Raw genomic sequence first — 16700 nt, 5'->3', positions numbered from 1 at the left:
GGATAACAATGACAGATAAAAATAACCTTTCCCCGGTAGAAAGGATAAAAACAGGTAGCAACGGCCTCAGAGGAACCTTAAAGGAAAGCCTTTTGGACGATTTCACAGGAGCCATCAGGGAAGATGACCAGACGCTCATCAAGTTTCATGGGATGTACCAGCAGGATGACAGGGACAGACGCGAAGAAAGAGTAAGAAAAAAACTGGAATGGCTGTATTCATACATGATCCGACTAAGGCTTCCTGGAGGTTTTTTGACGCCGGAACAATGGGTTGGGCTCAATGACATTGCAGGAGCACATTCCACAGGAGTCATTAAAATAACGACCCGCCAGACCATCCAGCTGCACGGGATTTTAAAATCTCACGTAAAGCCGACTATTCAGAGCTTCAATCTTCAGCATCTGGATTCTATAGCAGCATGTGGGGATGTGAACCGGAATGTAACCTGTACTTCCAACCCTTCCGAATCGCCCCTGCATCAGGAAGCTTTTGAGCTGGCAGGAAAGATCAGTGAAATGTGTCTGCCGAAAACCAAAGCCTACTATGATCTGTGGATCGATGACGAGTTGGTGATCAACAGAAAAGAAGAGGAAGATCCTTTGTACCAGGACAGGTATCTGCCGAGAAAACTTAAAATAGGAATTGCGGTTCCGCCCAATAATGATGTGGATGTTTTTATCAATGATATTGGCCTGATTGCCATTATAGAAAATGATAAAATTGTAGGATATAATATTGCGGCAGGCGGCGGGCTTGGCGCCACCCACGGCAACGAGGCTACGTATGCCCGTCTGGCGTCTGTGCTGGGATTTGTGGATACTGAAGAAAAGGTAGTGAAAGCTGTATATGAAATTATCACCGTACAGCGCGATTTTGGAAACAGAAGTGACCGGAAATTATCAAGGTTAAAATATACGATAGATAAACTTGGCATCGAAGGTTACAGAGCAGAAGTAGAGAAAAGATGCGGTTTCAGCTTTGAACCGGCAAGAGAATTTAAATTTAAACAGAGAAAAGACCGTTACGGATGGACACAAAACCATGAAGGGAAATGGTTTTATACCTTATTTGTAGAACACGGAAGGGTACTGGATATTGAAGGATACCCTTTAAAATCAGGGCTTTTGAAAATTGCAGAGACCGGAAAAGTGACTTTCCGTTTTACATGTAATCAAAACCTGATCCTGTCCGATATTTCAGAAAATGATAAGGCTGAAATTGAGGCTCTTCTGAAAGAATCAGGAATTTCCGGTTATACGGATGAAGCCAGTGCTTTGCGCAAAAACTCTGTGGCCTGTGTGGCACTGAATACCTGTTCATTGGCACTGGCAGAGGCTCAGCGTTATTTACCATCTTTAGTCACTAAAATAGAACCCCTTCTTGAAAAATACGGTCTTCAGAATGAAGATATAACCATCAGAATGACAGGCTGCCCCAATGGCTGCGGAAGATCTCCCAATGCCGAAATCGGATTCGTGGGAACGGCTTATGGCGAATATAACCTTCATATCGGTGGAGACAGACTGGGAATGCGCCTGAATACAAAATTTAAAGAAAACATCGGCGAAGAAGAGATTCTGCAAACTCTTGATGAACTTTTCGCAATTTATTCGGAGCAAAGAAAACCGGAGGAAACATTCGGAGATTTCTCTTACCGCTATTTACAAACCCTACCATAAAATATGATCAATCTTCTTTACAGGCAGAAAAATGCCAGAAAACACTACAGGAATCTTTTAGGGATACGAATGTGTATGTGCTGTTCATTAATTGATAGACAACACATAAATCATTTTTAAACCCTAAATTTTATACAAGTGAAATCCATACACCACCAATATTATAAACAGAAATTATATCTTATCTCTTTCCTGGCCCTTTTCTTTACGGGATTTTTACAGGCTCAGCAGCAACTTATTGAAGTCAGTGGAATTATTAAGCACACGGATACTCAGAAAGGGATTGCCGGAGTACAGATCCAGGTGGAAAATACTCAGGACACCGCCACAACCGATCAGGATGGAAGCTTTAAATTAAGAACAAGAGTAAAGATTCCCTTCAGAATTGTTGTTACCAAAGACGGATTTGCCGGACAAACTACCGAAATACTCTCGCCATCCAATAAAATTTCAATAGACCTGAATCCTCAGAATACCATCATTAATGAAGTGGTTGTTTCAGCGTCCCGTGTTCCGGAGAAAATCATGAAATCCCCGATTGCCATTGAAAAAATAGATATTAAAACCATCCGGGAAAGCCCTGCTGCCACTTTTTACGAAACCCTGGAAAATGTAAAGGGACTTCAACTTTTAACCTCAAGTCTTACCCTCAAAGTTCCCAATTCCAGGGGATTCAATTCTCCGAATAACTTTCGCTTCATGCAGTTGGTAGACGGGGTAGATGTACAGTCTGCCACACTCGGTGTTCCGCTTGGAAATGCTATTGGCCCTACGGAACTGGATATCCAGTCTATGGAAATTACACCAGGAGCAGCTTCAGCTCTTTATGGAATGAATGCCGTTAATGGTCTTGCCAGCCTCCAGACGAAAGATCCGTTTACTTCGGAAGGAGTAAGTCTTTATTTCAGGGGCGGCGTGAACCATGTCGATAATGTTAATCACAAAATAGCTTCTTTAGGAGAAAGTGCATTCAGAATAGCGAAGGTTATCAATAAAAACTTTGCAGTCAAAATCAACGGGTCCTATTTCAGCGGTATAGACTGGATCTCGGACAACCATACAGATCAGAATCCCAATTCATTAATCACTGCCAATCCGAACTTTTCTTTAAACAATAATCCTGCTGAAGATCTCTGGAACAAATACGGTGATGAAAGAAATAACCGAACTACTGTAAAAGTGAATTACAATGGAAAGCCAACGACGTTTAATGTGTCAAGGACAGGTTATTATGAAAAAGATCTCATAAGTCCGGAAGTAAAAAATATAAAATTTGATGCCGGATTATATTACCGTTTCGGGGATCAGTGGAGAACTTCCTACGTCTATCGTTATGGTCTTCTGGACGGGACTTTCCAGCGCGGAAACAAGATCCGGCTGCAGAATGCTACCGTTCAGAATCATAAAGTGGAACTAACGGGGAAAGAGCTGACATTCAGAGCTTATATGTCGATAGAAAATACAGGAGATTCCTACAATCTGAAACCTCTGGCAGATAATCTTGATCTTACGAATCTTTCCAATACCAACTGGAAAAATATATTTCAGTCCGCTTTACAGGATAGGCTCAATGCCGGCGTGAACCTTAATGATGCCTTTATTCTTGCCAGACAGGAAGCAGATAAAAACAGAGTCGTTCCAGGAACAGCCGCTTTTGAACAGTTAAAAAGTACAATTATTGGCATTAACAACTGGGATTCCGCTAATTCGGGAATTGCAGGCGCTCCGGCAACCGGAGGAGCAAAGCTTGATCAGAAATCCCGTTTTTACCAGGGAGAAATCACTTACGATTTCAGCAGATTCGTCAAAGTATTCAGCCTTCTGGCGGGAGCAGATTACCGTCTTTACAGCATTACACCGGACGGGAATAATTTCGTTGATTTTGGAAGACCTGTCGCAGAAAGAAATATTCCGCTGGCTGACGGTACTTTCGGGAAAAATGTGATCTACCAGAAATACGGAGCTTTTGCCCAGCTTACCAAACTTTTTTTCAATGATAAACTGAAGGTGAATCTGGCATTGCGTGCAGACAGAAATCCGGAATTTGAAACCAAATTCAATCCCCGTATAAGTCTTGTATATTCTCCTGTTAACCAGCATAACTTCAGGATATCTTTCCAGAACGGTTACCGTTTTCCTTCCTTATTTGAAGCTTTGTCTTTTGTGAATAACGGAAATGTAAGAAGAGTAGGAGGTCTTTCCATGGCGAATGAAGGCTTGGGATACCTTGAGAACTCTTACACACTGGCTTCCATCGATCAGTTTACAAGTGCAGTAAATAAAGATGTGGATGGAGGACTCAGCCAGAATCAGGCGGCATTGAAAAACAGAAATCTTTTAACTGCAGCCAATCTGCCTAAATTACAGCCAGAAAAGGTAAATTCTTTTGAAATAGGATATAAATCAGCACTTTTTAACAGCAAACTGGTCATTGACTGGGATTTTTACTACAATGTTTACGAAGGCTTTTTAGGACAGGTAGAAGTGGCTGTCCCTAAAAACGAAACCATCGGAAGCGACAACGCTGTTTTGGCGATGCTCGACAGAAGCAAGCAGGACCGTTACAGGGTGTATACCAACAGCAACAGTACTTATAAAAGCTTTGGAACATCTTTAGGAATCCGCTATAACCTCGTGAAGAACTATAATGTGAATGTGAACGTATCCTATAATGATCTGATTTCTACCAATACGTCAGACCTTTTTATTACAGCGTTCAATACACCCAAATGGGCTGTGAACCTGAGTGTAGGCAACCGGGAAATTATCAAAAATATAGGTTTTACCGTTGCTGCAAGATGGCAGAACAGTTTTTTATGGGAAAGTCCGCTGGCGTCGGGAAATATTCCGGCTTACTATACCATTGATGCGCAGGCAACTTGGAGAATCCCTGAAATTAAAGCAAATGTGAAAATAGGGGCCACCAATCTGCTGAACCGCAGATATCTCCAGTATGCGGCAGGCCCGGAGATCGGCGGCCTTTATTATTTAGCGTTTACCTACGATTTAAAACTCTGAAAACAATGAGCAATACCTTATATCCCATATTTTTAAAACTTGATGAATTATCTGTACTCATCATTGGAGGCGGAAATATTGCCTTGGAAAAACTGCAGTCAGTTCTGGGAAATTCTCCCCGGGCCCGTATTAAGCTGGTAGCCAGGGAAATTAATGATCAGGTTAGAGATTTAAAGCAAAATTACCCCAATCTTACCCTTCACGAAAGGTCCTACACGGATAATGATTTTAACAGTGCCGATATTGCGATTGTTGCAGTAAATGACATTTTTGTGGCAGAACAGATCCGGGACAGGGCCCATCAGAATAATACTTTGGTGAATATTGCTGATAAACCGGACCTGTGTGATTTTTATCTGGGATCAATTGTCCGCAAAGGAGATCTTAAAATTGCAGTCTCTACCAATGGAAAGTCCCCGACGATAGCCAAAAGAATCCGTGAAATACTGACAGAAACCATTCCGGATAAGGAAATGGACGGCCTTCTGGATAATATGCAGGATATCAGAAACCGTTTGAAAGGAGACTTTACCTATAAAGTACAGGAACTTAACAGGCTCACTACAGAATATCTGGGAGAGCAGGAAATTCATCCTGGAGAAACAAAACTGGAGATGGAAAAACTGATCAATATTACCAAAACAGTACAGCGCAGAGCCAACATTTATCTGGGAATCATTGGAGTGCTGGCACTTGTCGGTGTATTGGCATTAATTATCTATCAATTTAATCTGGCAGGAAATATCCAAAGTTTTCTCAGCAAAGACGGGTATATTTTTTACTGGATGCTGCTGGCCGGTTTCCTTGCTGAAATCGTTGCAGGGTCAATGGGAATGGGCTATGGTGTGATCTGTACAACCATATTACTTTTATTGAATGTTCCGCCACCTGTGGTAAGTGCAAGCATCCATTCTGCAGAATCATTTACCTCGGCAGCGGGAAGTATCAGCCATTACAAACTGGGGAATGTCAATAAAAAAATGGTGTGGGTTTTATTTCCTGTGGCAGCAGTGGGAGCGTTTATCGGAGCATTTGCGCTGTCGCATTTCGGGGAATATTATGCCCATATTGTAAAGCCGGTCATTGCATGCTATACTCTTTATTTAGGGATTAACATTCTTAGGAATGCCTTTAAAGGAAAAGAAAGATTGGAAAACAGGCTTCGTAAAAGAAAGACCAATCTTAGAATATTGGGTCTGGCAGGAGGTTTCATCGATTCTTTTGCCGGAGGAGGATGGGGACCGCTCGTTACCGGAACCCTAATTAAGGAAGGCAGAACACCGAGGTATGTAGTGGGAAGCTCAACGATGGCCAAATTTTTACTGACTATTGTAAGTGCGGTGACGTTCATTTTTACCATTGGCATTCATCACTGGAATATTGTGCTCGGACTTCTTCTGGGAGGTGTTTTTACTGCTCCTTTTTCAGCGATGTTTGCTTCACGGCTGCCGGCCAAAAAAATGTTTGCTGTTGTAGGGGTAGTGGTTATTATCATGAGCCTGATAACCATTGTTAAATCTTTGATATAAAGAAGATTGGATGCACTGAAAATAATATATTTATTATATATTAGCAGGGAAGTAATGAAAAATTAATAAGAAATGAAACTAAAACTTATTACTAATATAACTGTTATTTTGATTCTTATCGTGTTTTTTAGTGGGTTTTATTTCTTAATTAAAACACATCCAAATCATTTTAATGATACGGTTAATTCTAGAATTAAAAAATTATACAGAGATTATGATAATCATGGACAGGGGACTGTTTTGACGGCTGAGAATAAAAAAATTTCAGTAAAAGATATTATTTATTATAAATTGAAAATAGGAGATAGCTTAATTAAACAAAAAAAAAGTTTAAGTTTAAAAGTAATTAGAAAAGACTCTGTATTTTATTTTGAATTACTATGATTGTTTGCACGTATCGTCGTATTAATGTATGAAAAATAATAAAAGCCCTTTAAGTACACTGTTGATAATAGGAATAATGATTCTGGAGTAATTGCTCCAAAAATATGAATATCAACTGCCGGGTACAGTCAAAACTCCTGCAAATAATTGGACATTAGTGTTCTTGTAAAGATAGATTCAAAAATCATTTTAAAGATGCCGGATTGGAAAGATTTTAATCATTGAGAGTGAGTGTAAATCTTAAATCCACTTATATTTTACCATTCATCCCTATTATCTGAACAAAAATATTAAATATCGAAATTTTAAATCGGATATAAAACTTTGAAAATCAAAATAATATTAGCTTTGTATAAAGCCTGTACAGAATAGTATAGTTTTATTATATTTGAGAAAATCAAAAAGTAAAAATGTTTCTAACAGAATGTCCTAGAGATGCCATGCAGGGTTGGGGAGAATTTATCCCGACCAGTAAAAAAATAGATTACATCAATTCCCTGATGGAAGTTGGGTTCGATGTACTGGACTGTCTGAGTTTTGTTTCCCCGAAAGCAATTCCGCAGATGGCCGACTCTGATGAGGTTGCTGAAAATATTGATAAATCTCTATCCGATACAAAAGTCTCTGCCATCATCGGGAATTACAGAGGTGCCGAAAAAGCACTGAAGCATCAGTCGGTAGATATTCTGGGCTTTCCGTTCTCTATTTCGGAAACATTTCAGCACAGGAATACCAATAAGAACCAGGAAGAAGCTTTTGCAGAAGTCATCAGAATGCTTGAATTGGTTAAAAGTGAAGGAAAACAGCTGAATATCTATTTTTCTATGGCTTTCGGAAATCCTTACGGTGAAATGTGGAAATGGGAGGATGTGGATTTCTGGGCAAAACGATTTTCAGAAATAGGAATTAAAGACATTCTGCTTTCCGATACTACAGGCGTTGCCACTCCTGAAACCATTGCTCTTTTATTTGAAAAAATTCCGTCAAAATATCCGGAAATTAACTTCGGAGGACACTTTCATAACCGTTACGAAGATTCCTATTCAAAATTGAAAGCAGCTTACGACAAAGGCTGCAGAAGATTCGACAGCGCGATTAAAGGAATCGGCGGATGCCCTATGGCAAAAGACGATCTTGTAGGAAATATGCCGACAGAACAGGTGATCAATTTTATGAGTGTAGAAAAAGCAGCTCATAAACTGAACCTGCTGAATTTTGAAAGTTCTTACAATAAAGCAAAGGATATCTTTCATTTTTAATTAATATTCTCACGCAATCAGTCAGATACATATAAGTTTTAGAAAGAAATAACTATATATTCTGGTAATCTGCGTAAAAAATCAATAGGAGCGGGTTTTAACCCGCTCTGTTATATTAAAAAATCAATCTGGCTTTAGCCAAAACCTATTATTTAATCTCAAATATTAACACCATGTCACCCATTATTTCACCAGCAGAATTAAAAGATATTTTCCAGAACCCTAACCTCATCATTCTTGATGCCAGAGCTGGGAAAAATATGTATCAAACCTACCTTGAAAAGCACATTAAGGGGGCCCGATTTATAGATTTGGATAAAGATCTGGCAGAAATCGGGGACAATGCTGCCTTTGGAGGAAGACATCCTCTGCCGGGAATTGAAAGATTTGCAGAAACACTTGCGGGATTAGGGATTGCTGAAGATTCGCATGTGGTTATCTATGATGATAAGAATGGAGCTAATGCCGCTGCAAGAGCCTGGTGGATGCTGAGATCATTTGGGTTTCAGAATGTTCAGGTTTTGGATGGCGGAATTCAGTCTGCTGAAAAAGAGGGAATAGAATTTTCAGCCGGCGAAGAGATCTTTAAAAAAGCAGATCTAATTAAAACAGAAGGTTGGCTTCTTCCTGTTAAGACATTGGAAGATGTTGAAAATGAGTTGATAAGCCATTCTTCGACGGTTGTTGATGTAAGGGATGCTTACCGCTACAGAGGTGAATCTGAGCCGATTGATCTCGTGGCCGGCCATATTCCGGGAGCCATCAATATTCCTTTTTCAGAAAACCTGGATGAAAACGGAAACTTCCTGAAACCCGAAGTTTTAAAAGAAAAATATATACAGATTTTAAAAGATAAACCTCAGCATCTGATCATCCATTGCGGATCAGGAGTTACTGCCTGCCATACTATTTTAGCCTTGGATTATGCAGGTTTCCCGATTCCTGACCTCTATGTAGGTTCGTGGAGCGAATGGAGCAGGAGGGAAGGGAAAGAAATTGCGAAGGAGAGCTAAAGACTGAAAGCTATTTTCAGATAAATAATCATAGTTCTCAGAAAATAATTTTTTATTCTTTTACCTGTTTAAACAGAATATCTCAGGATCAAAAATCCGCCTCACAGCTGAGGCGGATTTTTTTGGTGTTATTTTATACATCATCAACAGACTTTGGAAAAATATGATTTAAAATCAGTGTTGGAGCAGAATGAGAAAAAAAGATCTAAACCACTGATTACATGAAGCTAAAAGTTCACCTCAAAAATATAAACCCAAGCACTTCAAAGCTCTTTTTAATGAATCGTAGTTTTACTACAATTATTCAGATTTTAATAAAATTATATATTTAGCGTTCAATTTTTTATCTAACTTAGGTGACATAATATAAAAACACACCCAAAATATTATGAAAAATACCTCAAATTCTAATAAGATTTCAGAAAACCATATTTCGGGTATTAACCGTGTGGTGAAACTGGAAATTGTGATTGAGGGCAAGGTTATCAATCACTTCAAACACTTTCGTTTACAGCAGAGTGCAAGAAAGCACCATGATTTTGAACTGGTATTGGCTCATGACTCTTTAGGGGAAGCACAAAATCACAACCTTGAACAGGCCCAGAAATTTTTAGGAAAAAGAATAACCATTGTTTTTAAATATAAGGATGCTGAAAATGACAGCCCTGAGAGAACGTTTGTGGGTCTTATTACCAAAGTGGCATTCAGTCAGGAAAAAATGAGTCTGGGAAATATTATTCTAAAAGGGAAAAGCCCCACTATCCTGATGGATTCCGCTCCACATACCCAAAGTTTCGGGGGGGGCCAGGAGGTGAATACAAATATTATTGCCAACCGTATTATCAATGAGACATTAGGGTCAAATAAATTTGATTTCAGGATAGATACCCAGAATAAAAGCTATATCAGTTACAGCTCACAATACAACGAAACCCACTACAACTATCTTACAAGAATTGCAGAAGCCTACGGAGAACAGTTTTATTATGACGGAGAAATTCTTCATTTCGGGAAACTCCCCGCTTCTGAGAAACCTATCCAGTTGATATATGGTAGCAACGTAACTGATGTGAATGTTGAGTTAAAGGCCGTTCACACCAAACCGGAATACTTTGGCTATAACAGCAGCAGTCATACTAAAATGATCGGTGCTGACGATCCTGTAAAACATGTAGGAGAATTATCTTCCAAAGCTTATCAACTGAATGATACTATTTTTACTACCCGATCATTAACTCCTACTCCCATTAATGCCAATATGTTCCGCGATGTGGATGATTCCCAGAAAAGTGCAAGGGGAAGTAAAGCAGTAGAGGTTTTTACCGTTACAGGACACACGACAGTTCCATTCCTGTATATTGGCTGTGTTGCAGATTTGGCTATGAGAAAGACGGACAGCAATGAAACCTCGCATTTTACAACCCTTATGATCACAGAGGTGAGTCATGAAGTTAATGCAAGAGGATATTATACAGGAAGTTTTGAAGCTATTGCTGAAGGAACTGGATTTATGCCAAAACCTGATTTTGAAATGCCTAAAGCAGAGCCGCAGGTAGCCACAGTTATATCCAATGTAGATCCATTGAATCAGGGTAGAATACAGGTCCGGTTTGACTGGCAGCTAAATGATACCACCCACTTTATCAGGATGATGAGCCCTGATGCAGGAGGTACGGATGCTGTTACCCAAAACCGGGGATTTGTAGCAGTTCCTGAAATTGGGGATCAGGTCATGGTGGGATTTGAATACCACAATCCCGATTTTCCATTTGCAATGGGTGGAATGTTTCATGGCCAGGTAGGCCTGGGCGGAGGTGTGGACAATCATTTGAAATCTATACAGACCAGAAGTGGAATTAAGGTTTTAATGAATGATGCGGAAAAAAGTGTAACCATTAAAGACCCAAGCGGGAATACTTATTTTATGGATGGTCAGGGGAATATTCATGTTACCGCACCTAAGAATATGACCTTTACGGCAGGTGAAGATATGCATATTTCCGTGGGAAGGAATATGACCACTAAGATTGGGCAGGACAGCACCATAAACATTGGAAATGATCATACTGAGTCTATAACAAAGAGATATATACAAACTTCTGAAAATAAAATAATTACTGTTAAACAGGATCAGACGGAAAGCACGGGTAATAAGTTTAAAAGTATTTCCGGGGAAGCCGATATACAGACCTCTAAAGGAGATTTAAAACTGAGAGGAACATCATTGGCCGTATTCCAGGGAGGAAAAGACGTTAAAGTAAGTAAAGGCTAAATCTGCTACGGTGATGAAAGTAAATTTCATTGCCTGCGAATATGATTCCAGCCTTGCAATTGAATCCAATCCAAAAAACTAACACATGGAAGATCAAAATACTTCAGCGCACGATCAAAAGCTTAACCAAAAAAGAACAGAACAGCAAAAGAAATCCAGCGAAGATTCTCCTGTAGAAAAAAGAGAACAGGTAATGCATGGAGCAAAGCTGAAATGTCCCTATGCTCAGTCACCCGGGGAACTGAAAGTTACCTCTAACGAAATAAAGCTTCAGGATCAGCCATTTGCAACAATAGGTGATGGTAATAACATGGTGAACCTTCAGTTTAAAGGAACCTGTGGGCATCCCAAATGGCCTGCAAGAAATATGTCTCCCCCACCATGTATGAGCGTTATAAAGTTAAGCCCCTGGCAAAATCCGGGAACCTCTATTATACAGGAACAAAAGGTTTTGGTAAAAGAGTCTTTTATCAATTGCGATCCTGAATTTAATTCTGCCTCTCCGTCGCCTATACCGAAGGTGGATAGGATTTTAACACCAGAAGATAATATTTTTACGGTTTCAGTTTATTATAATGATGTAAAAATTGATCCCGAGTCTTTCGTTTTTATTTCGCCAGAGCCCGCAATGCCTAAAATAAGAATTGAAGTTTATATAGGAAAGGATTGTATACATAAAAGTTTAAGATTTAGATTAAAGACGGAATTTAAGTTTAAAGCTAGTGCCACACTCTATGACAGAAACGATGTTGATTATTTTCCGGCAAAGTCTGATGGAGGGGCTGCATTTATGATTGCCAATAAAGGAAAAACCAAATGGGATGTTGACTTCCGGGGACTATTTAGAGGAGGTACCGCTACTGTAGAAGTATGGAATGAAGCAAAAACTTCTATGGTAAGTAATTTTCAATTTTATATAAGAGGAAAAAATCCTACTAAGGAAGTAGTAAAAAAATATTTTACGGATAAGGGATATTTATCAAAATACTGGTTTATTTATAAAATGGCTGTCAGTGAATCCGGAAGTGAGGGTATCCCATTAATGAAACAGTTTTGGGATCCTGAATTTGTGGGGAAAGGGAAAAATAGAAAAGAGGCAGTATATGGGCCTTCCGGAAGAAACTCTGAAAGTAAGGGGATTCCTAATTATGGTTATCCTGATGGTTGGGGGATATGTCAAATAGATTTTAAATATGAGAAAAATAACTTAAGTACAACATCTGCAGAATCAAAAAAAGCACTTGAAAACCCAGATTATATTTGGAATTGGAAAGAAAATATTGCAGTGAAAATGAATATAAAATTACCGGAAAAAATACGGGCTGCAGTTAATCATATTCGTCGTCTTTTAAAAAATACCAAACAATTAAAATCATATTCTATTAAGGAAGGAGATATAACCTATAAAACATGTCCGAGCACAATTCCGGAATTGCAACAATTTAGTGGGTATTTACCGGATACCTCTGCAAATCAGAATGAAAAATCCATATTAGACGCAGAAATAATTAAACTATATAATGGTGGTCATTATATTGTTGGGGTTTCTAAAGATGGAACATTAAGTATAGAGCGAAAAAATAGCTTGGATTTTAATTATAATGAAAGAATAGGAAAAATTAACGAATAATTTTTATGAAAGCACATAACTTAATAATACTCCTTCCCTTAATATTTTCTATAAATATTAATTGTTCAGGTAAAGAGGCACATACCAATCTTCCAGCCAATAATATTAATGTTGAAAAGGAAAGGGCATCAGATTCTTTCACTTTTATTATTCCGTTACATTACAATAATAAAGAATATTCTATCCAATTATTATGTGAGAAAGATAGTGTTTATACAAATGTATCAAGCATTACTAGTAATCTTCCTTTACCGAAAGAATTTTATACAATATTACAGGACAACTTTAATTCTTCAACAGGTCTTATTAATACTGATTATGAATCTGCTTACGAAAATTATAAAAATTTGAAATTTAAGAGGACGGATTTTGTAGAATACGAAAAAAAATATGTGAGAGAGTTTTCTTCTAAGCTTTTATATATTTTCGATGTTGACCAAGATGGATATGAAGATATTTTACTTCTTGACCTTCAAAACAGTATGCGGGATAACGATGTATATGTTATGTTCAAAGGAGGGAAAAATGGAATTTCACTTGAAGAGAATTTTTTCAATAAAGCCGCATTCTACGGATGGGATAAGACCGGGAAGTATCTGATAACAGGAATGAGTGATGCTGGCGAAAGAAAACTTTATAAAAATCAAGTTGTTGGAGACAAACTCAAAAGGGTTGATCAATGTACAGAATATGCAGTATCAGATAAATTTTGCTGGTAAAGATTTTTAAAACTATTAAAGATTTGGAAAAGAAAGCTCAAATGATTTTTACTAATCGGCTTAAAATAAAACGTCATGAGTGAAGTACAACAAAAAGATGATTATGCTGCAAACCCCAATCAGAAGTCTTTTGATATACCGCACCAGGTAGATCATGAGGTGAATGTGGTGAAAATATATTTTGCGAAACAGGTTCCTAAAATGACCTGGGAAAAGAAAGAAGAAACTTATCCCGTAAAAAGTGGCGGTCTGGTATCTGACGTAAAAAAGAAGTATGAAAAAAAAGGAAGAAGAAACATCCAGGCAGATAAAGAAGATTCTGTAAAATTAAAAGCAAAAGATGAGGTGAAAATTACATGGGAAGAAGAAGTGCAGGCAAAAAAAGCTGATGGCAGCCCGGATTTTGATTTTGAAAAAATAAACAGCGCCACCATTAAAAAAAAAGTATGGGTTGTCGCAGAATGTCAGGGAGCCAGTGGAAAACTCTCTGTGGAGATTCATGAGAATAAATTGAAAAATACGGAAAACATCTATGAAAATCCTGTCAAGTTTTTGGATGGTGAGACAGAGAAAAATAAAATAGAGTTCACGATCGACGGAAAACTGGTATATGCAAAAGAAATAACGATGCGTCCCAAAAGTGATGAAGATTTAAAAAAGCTGATAGATAAATTTAATAAAAGAGATGACAGGAATGCTTTCTTATATTTCAAAGCTGAAGTAACAGGGACAGAGGATGAAGTGAAGTTTCCGGATGAGACACATGAGTTTTTAAATAAAGACAATGAGAGGTTTGAGATCAGATACTGTAATTGTGGAAATAACTATGATATAACCTGTACCCGGTACAGCAAAAGATACGGACCCGCCTACTGGGGATCGAAAAAACTTGAAAATTATGCTGATTGGGATACGCTGATTGCAGACAAAAAAATCACCACTGAAGAAAAGGCTATCTTGATAGGAATGTCTGAAAATGAAGGTAAATTGGATTCTGTACAGTCCTATGACTGGGACCTCTCCGGAGAACAGATGATATTAACTGCCGGAGCCATGCAGAAAACAGTGGATCATACAGGAAAAGGAGAATTTACAACACAGGTTGAAGAATTTAAAGCGCAGTATCCTGAAAAATATGACGAGTTGTTTGTATCATGCGGATGGACGGTTGATTCAGGAATTCTGTATTATAAAGATCCTTCGAATTCCAAAGCGGAAAAAATTACAGGAAATACCTTATCAAATAAAATCAGAGAAAACTGTAAAGAATCTTTATTCGGAAAAACAGTGGAATGTAAACCTCTGCAGCCCATTGTAAATGCAGTTATTGATAAGACATTTCAGGAAAAGCAGGTGCTGGATTTTATCAAGCGATTAAAAGAGGAAGTACTTCCTTTAACTCCTACAGGCTATTCATATAAATTGTCAGACTATTTGCAGTCAAAATTAGGTAAAGCCACCGTACTGGATCATCACATTAACAGGCCGGGATTTGTGAAAGACGATTTCGGAGCGGCATTAGGCCGGTTTTTTGCTAAAAAAGATGCAGATACGGCCAAACAAAATAAAACAAAAAAAGAAGGCGAAAAATTAGAAAAACTATCAAGAAATCCGGGAGACTGGGGAGATATGCACGGCAAATATGAGCAGGAAATTCTGGATGATTATGGTGATGCAAGAAGAGGGACCGATATGGATAAAAGGTATGAAAAAATGAAAAAAAATTCCAACCTGTCATGAAAAAAATTACATCGATCGTAATGATTTTAATCATTTGTATTACATGCGGAAACACAGTTCACCGCCAAAGTCATTATGTACAGAATAAAACAATAAAGAAAGATACCATCATAGCTTTAAATGATACTTTATCATTATACTATGCTTCCTATAACAGCGATACTAAACTGTGGTATAATCTCTATATCATCAAGAAAAAGAAACGTATAAAAGTAGGTAAAGGAAATGAATACAATGGCACCGGAAGTGAGCTCTTTTCCAGGTTATCCCCTAATGCAAATTATGTAGTTGTGGATGCCGTCATCAAAGATTATGTACATGAAAGTGATAAAGACAGTACCCTGCATGAAAACTATACCTGTGCCATTATCGATCTGAAAAAAGTAAAAATAGTAAAACAGATGCAACAGGATTGTGATGGATCATGGAACAAAAAAAGCCAGTGGATTTCTGCCGGTGGAAAAGTAGTATTTAAATAAAAAATAGTGCGTAAAAATTATGGAGCCGGTATTTCCTATAGACGTTAAATTAAACCTTCACGAAGGAAAAAAATTTTACCGCTATACCTATAACGAATATACAACGGTCAATGGGCAAACCCATAGAAGTGAGCTTAACAAAAATTTTCATGTCACTCTGAAGCTTTTAGAAACAGGAACATTTGAATATCATATCGAAATTTTTGACAGAGTTCACCGGGATAAAGAACTTTCACTGTCCGAAAAGGATTTTTTAGATCAAATTGCAGCGATCAATAATGATGTAGTACTCATAACGGATGAATATGGAAAGTTAAAAAACTTACAGGGATTGTCGGTTCTTCAGGATAAACTAGAAAAGACAGTAGAAAAACTTTCCCGGTCCTTTGTTGGCAGGCAGGCAGAAGATTTTTATCAGTTTTTAAAGACGTTTTACCAAAAGGAAAATTTAGTCTGTAGAGATTTTTTAAGAAATAATCATTTTGGGATGATCCTTCATAAATTTTATGGGAGATATGAGCAGGAAAACGAGGTAAAGCATAGTGTACGATACCGTAATTTTATGACCAACACTGTAATAGATATAGACGAAAGTATACAAACCGAGGCTATGCGTTATGATGATGAATTATTGCTTTTACAGTATACCGGTCACATCCCCTCGGATAAAAACTGGGAAATGTTTTATGGAGAGATGCGAAGAAAGGAAATTGCTTATAGGGAAGCAGATGTTCCCAAACTGGACAAATACAAAGGACAGATGTTATTGGATTTTGAAACCAAACAGGTTCTGGAGCATAAACTTACCATAGAATTTTCCCTGGGAGAAAACTACCAAAAGAAAATCATCTATCATATAAAAGAAATAAGTCATGAAGAACTTTAAAAAATTAAGATGAATTGAAGAAATGCAGCATTGGTTAGATCAAAATAAAATTGCGATAATTCTCGTCAGGAAATAGCAAAAACACCCAT

The 16700-nt window shown here is 38.0% G+C and carries 12 protein-coding genes; all 12 read left to right on the top strand.

The genetic code is table 11. The annotated features are described in order from the left end of the window. The first annotated feature begins 8 nt into the window (after positions 1-8). The 12 genes from BUB03_RS09270 (at position 9) to BUB03_RS09215 (ending at position 16611) form a co-directional block, all read left to right on the top strand. Entirely contained in the window at positions 9-1682 is a 1674-nt protein-coding gene (locus BUB03_RS09270; protein ID WP_073062236.1) for an NADPH-dependent assimilatory sulfite reductase hemoprotein subunit, read from the top strand. Between the two features lie 138 nt (positions 1683-1820). Then, positions 1821-4700, top strand: a complete 2880-nt coding sequence (locus tag BUB03_RS09265) for a TonB-dependent receptor (protein WP_083538889.1) — start codon at positions 1821-1823, stop codon at positions 4698-4700. Between the two features lie 5 nt (positions 4701-4705). After that, entirely contained in the window at positions 4706-6229 is a 1524-nt protein-coding gene (locus BUB03_RS09260; RefSeq protein WP_073062234.1) for a TSUP family transporter, read from the top strand. A 72-nt stretch (positions 6230-6301) separates the two neighbouring features. Further along, positions 6302-6613: a hypothetical protein gene (locus tag BUB03_RS09255; protein ID WP_040993171.1), complete on the top strand. Its 312-nt coding sequence runs from the start codon at positions 6302-6304 to the stop codon at positions 6611-6613. Positions 6614-7023: 410 nt separating this feature from the next. Beyond that, a complete protein-coding gene (locus BUB03_RS09250; protein WP_073062232.1) occupies positions 7024-7872 on the top strand; it encodes a hydroxymethylglutaryl-CoA lyase in 849 nt (282 codons plus the stop codon). Positions 7873-8045: 173 nt separating this feature from the next. After that, positions 8046-8885: a sulfurtransferase gene (locus tag BUB03_RS09245; protein WP_073062230.1), complete on the top strand. Its 840-nt coding sequence runs from the start codon at positions 8046-8048 to the stop codon at positions 8883-8885. A 388-nt stretch (positions 8886-9273) separates the two neighbouring features. Further along, positions 9274-11157 carry a type VI secretion system Vgr family protein gene (locus BUB03_RS09240; RefSeq protein WP_073062228.1) on the top strand — a complete coding sequence of 628 codons (1884 nt, stop codon included), beginning with the start codon at positions 9274-9276 and terminating at the stop codon, positions 11155-11157. A gap of 85 nt (positions 11158-11242) precedes the next feature. Beyond that, complete coding sequence (locus BUB03_RS09235; RefSeq protein ID WP_073062226.1) at positions 11243-12787, top strand: PAAR-like protein; 1545 nt, start codon at positions 11243-11245, stop codon at positions 12785-12787. A gap of 5 nt (positions 12788-12792) precedes the next feature. After that, a complete protein-coding gene (locus BUB03_RS09230; RefSeq protein ID WP_073062224.1) occupies positions 12793-13506 on the top strand; it encodes a hypothetical protein in 714 nt (237 codons plus the stop codon). Between the two features lie 75 nt (positions 13507-13581). Further along, complete coding sequence (locus BUB03_RS21555; protein WP_083538888.1) at positions 13582-15246, top strand: hypothetical protein; 1665 nt, start codon at positions 13582-13584, stop codon at positions 15244-15246. Further along, positions 15243-15725, top strand: a complete 483-nt coding sequence (locus tag BUB03_RS09220) for a hypothetical protein (protein ID WP_139258810.1) — start codon at positions 15243-15245, stop codon at positions 15723-15725. Before BUB03_RS21555 ends, BUB03_RS09220 begins: the two co-directional genes overlap by 4 nt. 19 nt (positions 15726-15744) lie before the next feature. Continuing rightward, positions 15745-16611, top strand: coding sequence for a hypothetical protein (locus tag BUB03_RS09215; protein WP_073062221.1), 867 nt, complete (start codon positions 15745-15747; stop codon positions 16609-16611). Positions 16612-16700: the final 89 nt, after the last annotated feature.

The organism is Chryseobacterium oranimense (assembly GCF_900129755.1).
GTDB lineage: Bacteria > Bacteroidota > Bacteroidia > Flavobacteriales > Weeksellaceae > Chryseobacterium > Chryseobacterium oranimense.
The sequence above is the reverse complement of the archived record's forward strand: the minus strand, read 5'-3'. Positions and strand labels throughout refer to the sequence as shown.

Coding starts and splice junctions, on each gene's coding strand:
- BUB03_RS21555 (WP_083538888.1), top strand. CDS start 13,582: ATGAGTGAAGTACAACAAAAAGATGATTATGCTGCAAACCCCAATCAG.
- BUB03_RS09270 (WP_073062236.1), top strand. CDS start 9: ATGACAGATAAAAATAACCTTTCCCCGGTAGAAAGGATAAAAACAGGT.
- BUB03_RS09255 (WP_040993171.1), top strand. CDS start 6,302: ATGAAACTAAAACTTATTACTAATATAACTGTTATTTTGATTCTTATC.
- BUB03_RS09215 (WP_073062221.1), top strand. CDS start 15,745: ATGGAGCCGGTATTTCCTATAGACGTTAAATTAAACCTTCACGAAGGA.
- BUB03_RS09220 (WP_139258810.1), top strand. CDS start 15,243: ATGAAAAAAATTACATCGATCGTAATGATTTTAATCATTTGTATTACA.
- BUB03_RS09245 (WP_073062230.1), top strand. CDS start 8,046: ATGTCACCCATTATTTCACCAGCAGAATTAAAAGATATTTTCCAGAAC.
- BUB03_RS09235 (WP_073062226.1), top strand. CDS start 11,243: ATGGAAGATCAAAATACTTCAGCGCACGATCAAAAGCTTAACCAAAAA.
- BUB03_RS09240 (WP_073062228.1), top strand. CDS start 9,274: ATGAAAAATACCTCAAATTCTAATAAGATTTCAGAAAACCATATTTCG.
- BUB03_RS09250 (WP_073062232.1), top strand. CDS start 7,024: ATGTTTCTAACAGAATGTCCTAGAGATGCCATGCAGGGTTGGGGAGAA.
- BUB03_RS09230 (WP_073062224.1), top strand. CDS start 12,793: ATGAAAGCACATAACTTAATAATACTCCTTCCCTTAATATTTTCTATA.
- BUB03_RS09260 (WP_073062234.1), top strand. CDS start 4,706: ATGAGCAATACCTTATATCCCATATTTTTAAAACTTGATGAATTATCT.